We start from the raw sequence: 7,063 nt of genomic DNA on the forward strand, positions 1-7,063 counted from the left end.
TAACCAGAATCAGGGTTGGCTCAATGCTGGCCGGAGCCAGCCAAAAACCTAGAGAATCGCCGCCCGCAGTTCCTTGGCGGCCACCGCGGGGTCGTCGGCGCTGTAGATGGAACCGCCTACTACGGCAACATCGGCCCCGGCGCGCTGCACGGCCTCGATGGTGGAAAGGTTCACACCACCGGCCACGGAGAAGGGCACGCGGGCTTCTTCGCCGGCGGCCAGCAGCACGTTCAGGTTGTAGCCGGGCTTGGCCTGCTCATCCAGGCCCGCATGGAACTCGATGAACTTTGCGCCCAGGGCACGCGCTTCCTTGGCCCGGGACACCTTGTCCGCCACCCCGATCAGGTCCACCACGATGCCCTTGTTGTGGGCCTTGGCGGCCTTGACGGCACCGGCGATGGTGGAGTCGTCAGCGCCGCCGAGGACTGACACCAGGTCCGCGCCCGCGGTGAAAGCGATCTCGGCCTCCAGCTCGCCGGCATCCATCGTCTTCATGTCCGCGAACACGATCTTGTCCGGGTGGGCCGTCTTGACGGCGGTAACGGCCGACAGCCCGGCATTCTTCACCAGCGGCGTGCCCAGTTCGATGATGTCGACATACTCGGCGACTTTGCCGGCAAGGTCGAGAGCAGCTTCGACGGTGAGGACATCCATTGCTACTTGCAGTTTCATTTTTTCTCTTTCGTTTTTGGATCAATGGGTAGGGAAGTGGCTGGTTTACTCGAGGTTGGCATGCCGTTGCCACAGGTCTTCGGGTGCCGTTGATTCCTCGTCCCAAAGGCTTTGGAATACTGCCTCGGTGGTGGCGAACAGCACCTGCTCGAAGAGGCTCCCGGAGTACTGCCGCGTCAGCGACGAACTGTGGTCCGTCTTCTGCGCAGCAGGGATAAGCACGACGGCGGCAGCAGCGGCTGCAAGCGGGGAACCTTTGCTGGTGGTGTAGGCGGCCACCCTGGCGCCTTGCGCTGTGGCCGTTTCCGCCGCTTTGACCACCCCTGCCGTGGTCCCGGAGCCGGAGGCCGCGAGCAGGAGATCGCCGGCGCGGATGGCCGGCGCCGTGGTTTCACCAACCACATGCACCGTTAGCCCGAGGTGCATCAACCGCATCGCCGCCATCTTCAGGACAAGGCCGCTGCGTCCGGCGCCGATCACGAAGATCCTGTCCGCCAGGCGCAGCTCGGTCACCAGGGCCGCGACCTCTGCCGGGTCCACGCGCTGGAAGACGTCGCTGATCTCGTCCAGGACGAGGATCCGGTTGCGGTCAAATGCGCGCGCTGTTCCGGTCAGGGCAGCCCGATCTGTTTCTGTGATGGCACTCATGGCGTGAACCTCCTTCTCGATGTTGTGACCCATTCATCGTCGCCCGTCCGAGGGGTAGGTGAAACGCCATTATTGAACGGTCATCACTACCCAAAGGGGTAGGTGCTCAACCGCCTGGCCCCTACACTGGGCAGGTGGAACGACCCAATACAGTTCTGTTGAAAGCTGTTTCTGCCCTGGCCACGGCCCCGCTGATGGACATAGCGCACCGGCTGCACGAGGCCATCGACCCCTACCTCACATTCAGCGCCCTGGTGATTTTCACCGAAGACTGCACCGGCAGGCCGCAGAAGAAGGCCGGTGATGAGGCCATCATCAGCCGGGTGTCCATTGCCGAGCTGGATGCCATCAGGGACTCACTCACCGATGACGGAAAGAGCGATACCTGGAGCGGTGAAGCCGCCTTTGGCGGCGTTGTGCGCCCGGTCTTCGCTTTCTCGTCGCCAAGCAATGCGCTACTGGTCCTCTCGAACCCGCAGCCCAGCCGGGACCCGCAGCCCAGCCGGGACCCGCACCCCAGCCCCCGGCGCTCACCGCTCAATCCCGCCGGCGAGGCGGACGCGCAGTGGATCCTTCGCTACCTCTGGACGCTGGCAGCCGAGCGGATCCGCGAAAAGGTGGCTGACGCGCCGCCGTCGTACCTCATCGAATCCCGCGCCGCCTCGGCGGAACGCGTCCGGGTGACGGCCGAACTGGTGGACCAGCACTCCACCACCCTCGAAACCCTGCTCTCGGCGCTAAGGTCACCGGCGCTTGCCGATGCCGCTGCACGGACCGCAGCAACGGACGTCGCCGCCAAGGCGCTGGTAGGCCTCCGAACCCTCAGCGACCGCACCACCGACCTCGTTGAAGAACCCGTGGCTTCCGCTTTCCAACGCCTCCGCGAGGACCTGCGGCCGTTGATGAACTTCAGCGGGATCGACGTACAGTTCGTCGAACCGCCGGTAAACGGCCGGGCGCTCCCCGGCGAGGTGGCGCATGCCGCCAGGGCAATCGTGCGCGGTTTGGTCCTGGCCATGGTGGACCAGGACGGAGTGCGCAGGATCCGCACGCAATGGGATTGCGACGGCGTCAATCTCCTTATCAACGTGCGCGACGACGGACCCGGTGAACTGTCCGCGTCGGCACCGGCCATGGCGCGCCTCGTCCAACGCGTTGAGGTGCTCGACGGCAGCATGGGAGTGGACGTGATGCCCGGCTGGGGCTCCGATGTCGCCGTTACCATTCCGCTTGATCCGCCCGCCAGGCTGCTCGCGGACGTGGCGGGATGGAAGCTTGGGGAGCGGGAACTTGAGGTGCTTCAACTGCTGGCCGCCGGCCAGCGGAACCGCGCCATCGCAGGGCAGCTCCACATCAGTGAAAACACCGTGAAGTTCCATCTCCGGAACATCTTCCGGAAGATCGGGGCGTCCTCACGCACCGAAGCGATTGCGCTGGCCCACAGCAGTGGACTGCGTTGACGACGCCGGCGTTGATACCTTTGATCCGCAACCTACTTGGGAGTATGGACCATGGTTTCGAACAGTGAGCGCGAACCCGATATTGATGGCGAGGCAGGACAGCCCGGCGGGGTGCAGTCCGTGGACCGCGCCCTCGCGGTCCTTGAGATCCTGGCCCGGGACGGCCATGCCGGAGTGAGCGAAATCGCCGAGGAAATGGGCATTCACAAGTCCACGGTGTCCCGCCTGCTCGGTTCCTTGGTCAGTCGCGAGATGGTCCATCAGAACAGCGAACGCGGCAAGTACCAGCTGGGCTTCGGCATCCTGCGCCTGGCCAGTTCCATCCCCGGCAGGCTCAGCCTGGTGCGGGAAGCACGCCCGGTGCTTGAAGCCCTGGCCGAAGAGTTCAAGGAAACCGTCAACCTGGCGGTGCTGCGCTCCAACTTCGCCGTGAACGTGGACCAGGCCATGGGACCTTCAACCCTCGCCACCTACGACTGGGTGGGCAGTTTGACGCCGTTGCACGCGACCAGCAGCGGCAAGGTCCTGCTTGCGGGGCTGCCAGCCGACGAGCGTGCACGGATCCTGAAGGAAACCGGGCTGCCGGCCCGCACGCCGCGCACCATCACGGACAGGAAAGAACTCGAAGCCCAGTTGCTCGAGGTCGCCCGCCAGGGTTATGGCGTAGTCAGGGAGGAATTCGAGATCGGGCTCAATTCGATCTCGGTGCCGGTCTACAACCACCTGGGGGCCGTAATCGGGGCCGTCAGCATTTCCGGACCCGTTTTCCGCTTCGATCCGGAAAGGGAACAGGGACTCCTGGACGGGCTGAAAGAAGCCGGGCTGAGAATCAGCGCGCGGCTGGGCTACGCCCGCCACTAATGCGCCAACGTCCATGTGATTGGACAAGGAAGCTGCCGAACGCCGGGACGCCCCGCGCCGTCAGCGCTCAGAGATCCTCGTCAGGGCGTGCGGTGAGGATCCGATTGGCGTTGACCTGCAGGATGCGCAGCGACTCCTGAATCAGGGGTGAGGCGATGCTGCCTCTGCGCACAGCGGCGACGATGCGGCGCGTGGGTTTTGCCTTACCGGTAATACGGAGCCGAACCACGTTCTCGGCACGATGCAAAGGCGCGAGCCGGGGCAGCAGGCCGACGCCCAGACCCGCACCCACGAACGCGATCTGGGTCTCCCATTCAACGGCCTCATGGGCAATCCGCGGTGTAACCCCCACCGCCGTGAACGCCGCCGTAAAGAGGGAATGGTAGGTGGAACCAGCGGCCTCCGTGATCCATGGTTCCGATGCGAGCTCTTCAAGCGTCGCTGTTTCCCGTGATGCCAGCCGATGGTCACCGGGAATGATCACGTCCAGTGGATCGTCGAGCAGAACTGTCTGCTCGAAGCGCGGGTCGTCCTCACCATAAGTGTCGGACTGCATAGCGACAATAACGGCAAGGTCAATTCGTTCCGCGATCAACAAGTCGAAGCAGCGGGCCGGATCAGCCTCAAGGACCTGCACCTCCAGCAGCGGGCGAGTTGTGCGCAGGGTGGCGGCCAGCGGCGCGAGCAGCTGGGCGGCTGCAGTGGAGAACCCGCCGAGGCCGAAGTGGTGCTGCACCTGGTCGCCGGCCTCCATGGCTGCGGCGCGAAGGCTCTCCCATTGGGCAATGAGGGGATCCGAGCCCGCCACCAGAAACCGACCAGTAGCGGTAAGCCGCACGCCCCGGCCGTCTTTCACCAGCAGCTGCATTCCAAGAACGCGCTGGAGCTCCCGCAGTTGCGCGGAGACGGCAGAGGGAGAATAACCCGTGAGTTCCGCGGTGGCGCCGATGGTGCCGCACCGGGCGAATACGCGGAGTGTGACGAGCCTTGCATCGATCATGCACCTATTCTGCATGGTTATCTTCAAAAGTTTGCGCTTTTATTGCAGCGGATGTGACCCTAATCTCATCAGTACAAGTTCTTCCACTATGCCGCTACCACCCTAGGCACCCGTGGTTTACACGCAACACCCACTTACCCCGCCTCCCGGGAGGAAACCCATGACTGCTTCAGTGAACGTGCCCCTCAATTCACGCGGAAAGATCGCTGCATCACTGCCTGCAGAGCAGCTGGCAGAAATCACCGCGCTGTTTGAGTTCCGGCGCGCCGGCTACTCCCTCGATGCCCCCTTCTACACCGATCGATCGGTCTTCGCCATCGACATGGAGGCCATTTTTGGCCAGCACTGGATCTTTGCCGCCAGCACCGCCGAACTGCCGGAACCGGGCGACTACGTCACCGTCGACTACGGGCCCTACTCCCTGATTGTGCTGCGCAACGACGACGGCGGCGTGAACGTCCTGCACAACGTGTGCCGCCACCGTGGCGCCCGCGTTCTGACCGATGCTGCCGGGTCAACCGGAAACCTGGTCTGCGGCTACCACTCCTGGACCTACTCCCCAGAGGGTAATCTGATCCATGCCTCCGCGCCGGGGGAAACGAAGTTCGACAAGAGCTGCTTCGGCCTCAAGCGCGCCCATGGCCGCGAGGTCGCCGGACTCATCTTCGTCTGCATTGCGGATGAACCGCCAACGGACTTCGACGAAACCGCGAAGATCTTTGAGCCCTACCTCGCGCCCCATGATCTCTCGAAGACAAAGATCGCCTACCAGCAGAACATCATCGAAGAGGGCAACTGGAAGCTCGTCATGGAGAACAACCGTGAGTGCTACCACTGTGACGGCCACCCTGAGCTCGCCTGCTCCCTCTTCCCCACCTGGGGCCTGACGGAGGGCCTGATCCCGACCCATCTTGAGGAAGTGTGGGACCGGAACAAGGAGGCCCAATCCTCCCTCGAAGAGCGTTGCCGCCGCTATAACCTTCCCTATGAGGTGGTCGAGCAGCTTGACACGCGCATCGCGGGAATCCGCATCTCACGGGAATCACTCGATGGAGAGGGTGAATCGTTCTCCGCCGACGGGCGCAGGCTTTCGAAGAAGCTGCTCGGTGACTTGCGCGACTTCCGCCTTGGCCGCTGCTCGATGCACCTGCAGCCCAACAGCTGGTTCCATTTCCTCGGCGACCACGTCATCACGTTCGGTGTCTTCCCCATCAACGAACACCAGAGCCTCGTGCGCACCACGTGGCTGGTGGCTGACGACGCCGTGGAAGGTGTCGACTACGACTTGGAGAAGCTCACCTACACCTGGAAGCAGACGAACCTGCAGGACAAGGCGTTCGTGGAGCTGTGCCAGCAGGGTGCCGGCAGCCCCGCCTACGAGCCCGGTCCCTACATGAAGAGCGAATACCAGGTCGAGGCATTCATCAACTGGTATGTGCAGCGCGTGCAGGAGCACTTGGCATGATTGAACTCCTCACTGAAACGGCAATCCAGGAACCCCAACGTATTCGCGGTCTTGAGATGCCGTGGAACAGGGTGATGGGATGCCCCGAGACACCGGCCCGGGCAGCCCGTGCATTGGGCCCATGGCATCCGCAGGAGTTCATGGCCGAATGCGTCGAGACCATTCCCGAGGCCGGCGCCATGATGACCTTCGTGTTCCGCCGCTCCGACGGTGCGCCCCTGGCCTTCCGTGCGGGCCAGTACGTGAACGTCGCATTCCCGGTGAATGGTGAGGACCAGGATCCGGTGGACCGCAGCTACTCACTGTCGAGTTCGCCCACCGAGCCGTGGACCTTCAGCATCACCGTCAAGTGCGACCCCACGGGACTGGTCTCGCCATGGGTGCACGAGAACGTCAAACCCGGCACCGTTCTCGAGATGCTGGGACCGGTGGGAGCATTCCACCTGCCCGATGCTGACCGGCGGGCACGGTTTCTCTTGCTTGCCGCCGGCGCAGGCATCACTCCCATCATGTCCATGGTGCGGACCATCCACTCCCTGCCCGGACACGCCGATGTTGTGGTGCTCTACCACGGCTCGGATACTGGAGGCTTTGCCTTCCACCGCGAATTGGCCTATATCGCCTCCGTAGACTCACGCGTCAAGGTGTACTACTCCCTGGGCGACCGCAGCATACCGGAGGGGTGGGAAGGGCTCAGTGGAAGGCTGACGGCAGCGATGCTGGAGGAGGTGGCCCCGGACGCGAACGGCCGCCAGGTGTACGCATGTGGTCCCGAGGGCTACCTGAACACCGCCACCGAGCTCCTCAAAAAGGTCGGCGTCGATGACACTTCCATTTACATGGAGTTCTTCTCGGGAGACCGCCAAACGCTCCTTGAATACCAGGCGGAGGTGGCATTTGCAGCTGACGTCGCCGAGGAGATCGCCGAGGAAATTGCCGAATCCGCCGAGGACTACT

The 7,063-nt window shown here is 63.5% G+C and carries 7 protein-coding genes; 4 read left to right on the forward strand and 3 right to left on the reverse strand.

Annotated features, from left to right (window positions below; translation table 11 throughout):
- Nucleotides 1-48: 48 nt before the first annotated feature.
- Both hxlA and hxlB read right to left on the reverse strand, forming a co-directional pair.
- Entirely contained in the window at nucleotides 49-672 is a 624-nt protein-coding gene (hxlA, locus tag AC5RWX_RS28380) for a 3-hexulose-6-phosphate synthase (RefSeq protein ID WP_494099585.1), read from the reverse strand.
- 45 nt (nucleotides 673-717) lie between these two features.
- On the reverse strand, nucleotides 718-1,320 hold the full coding sequence (gene hxlB, locus AC5RWX_RS28385; protein WP_494099586.1) for a 6-phospho-3-hexuloisomerase: 603 nt from the start codon (nucleotides 1,318-1,320) through the stop codon (nucleotides 718-720).
- A 134-nt stretch (nucleotides 1,321-1,454) separates the two neighbouring features.
- Here hxlB and AC5RWX_RS28390 point away from each other — a divergent pair, with 134 nt between their 5' ends.
- Together AC5RWX_RS28390 and AC5RWX_RS28395 are read left to right on the forward strand one after the other, a co-directional pair.
- Nucleotides 1,455-2,780, forward strand: coding sequence for a LuxR C-terminal-related transcriptional regulator (locus AC5RWX_RS28390; protein ID WP_494099587.1), 1,326 nt, complete (start codon nucleotides 1,455-1,457; stop codon nucleotides 2,778-2,780).
- A 51-nt stretch (nucleotides 2,781-2,831) separates the two neighbouring features.
- Nucleotides 2,832-3,641, forward strand: a complete 810-nt coding sequence (locus tag AC5RWX_RS28395) for an IclR family transcriptional regulator (RefSeq protein WP_494099588.1) — start codon at nucleotides 2,832-2,834, stop codon at nucleotides 3,639-3,641.
- 67 nt (nucleotides 3,642-3,708) lie between these two features.
- On the opposite strand, the gene AC5RWX_RS28400 is transcribed toward AC5RWX_RS28395, so the two are convergent.
- Nucleotides 3,709-4,641, reverse strand: a complete 933-nt coding sequence (locus AC5RWX_RS28400) for a LysR family transcriptional regulator (RefSeq protein WP_494099589.1) — start codon at nucleotides 4,639-4,641, stop codon at nucleotides 3,709-3,711.
- Between the two features lie 160 nt (nucleotides 4,642-4,801).
- Between AC5RWX_RS28400 and AC5RWX_RS28405 the strand changes: the two genes are divergently transcribed.
- Together AC5RWX_RS28405 and AC5RWX_RS28410 are read left to right on the forward strand one after the other, a co-directional pair.
- A complete protein-coding gene (locus AC5RWX_RS28405; protein ID WP_494099590.1) occupies nucleotides 4,802-6,106 on the forward strand; it encodes an aromatic ring-hydroxylating oxygenase subunit alpha in 1,305 nt (434 codons plus the stop codon).
- A partial coding sequence (locus tag AC5RWX_RS28410) for a ferredoxin reductase (protein WP_494099591.1) occupies nucleotides 6,103-7,063 on the forward strand: 961 nt, incomplete at its 3' end. The genes AC5RWX_RS28405 and AC5RWX_RS28410, both read left to right, overlap by 4 nt.

The sequence above is a fragment of the Arthrobacter sp. SPT-J7 genome (assembly GCF_059089965.1).

Bases quoted from the DNA above. Each gene is read 5' to 3' on its own strand.
- AC5RWX_RS28395 (WP_494099588.1), top strand. From the start codon at position 2,832: ATGGTTTCGAACAGTGAGCGCGAACCCGATATTGATGGCGAGGCAGGA.
- hxlA (WP_494099585.1), bottom strand. From the start codon at position 672: ATGAAACTGCAAGTAGCAATGGATGTCCTCACCGTCGAAGCTGCTCTC.
- hxlB (WP_494099586.1), bottom strand. From the start codon at position 1,320: ATGAGTGCCATCACAGAAACAGATCGGGCTGCCCTGACCGGAACAGCG.
- AC5RWX_RS28405 (WP_494099590.1), top strand. From the start codon at position 4,802: ATGACTGCTTCAGTGAACGTGCCCCTCAATTCACGCGGAAAGATCGCT.
- AC5RWX_RS28400 (WP_494099589.1), bottom strand. From the start codon at position 4,641: ATGATCGATGCAAGGCTCGTCACACTCCGCGTATTCGCCCGGTGCGGC.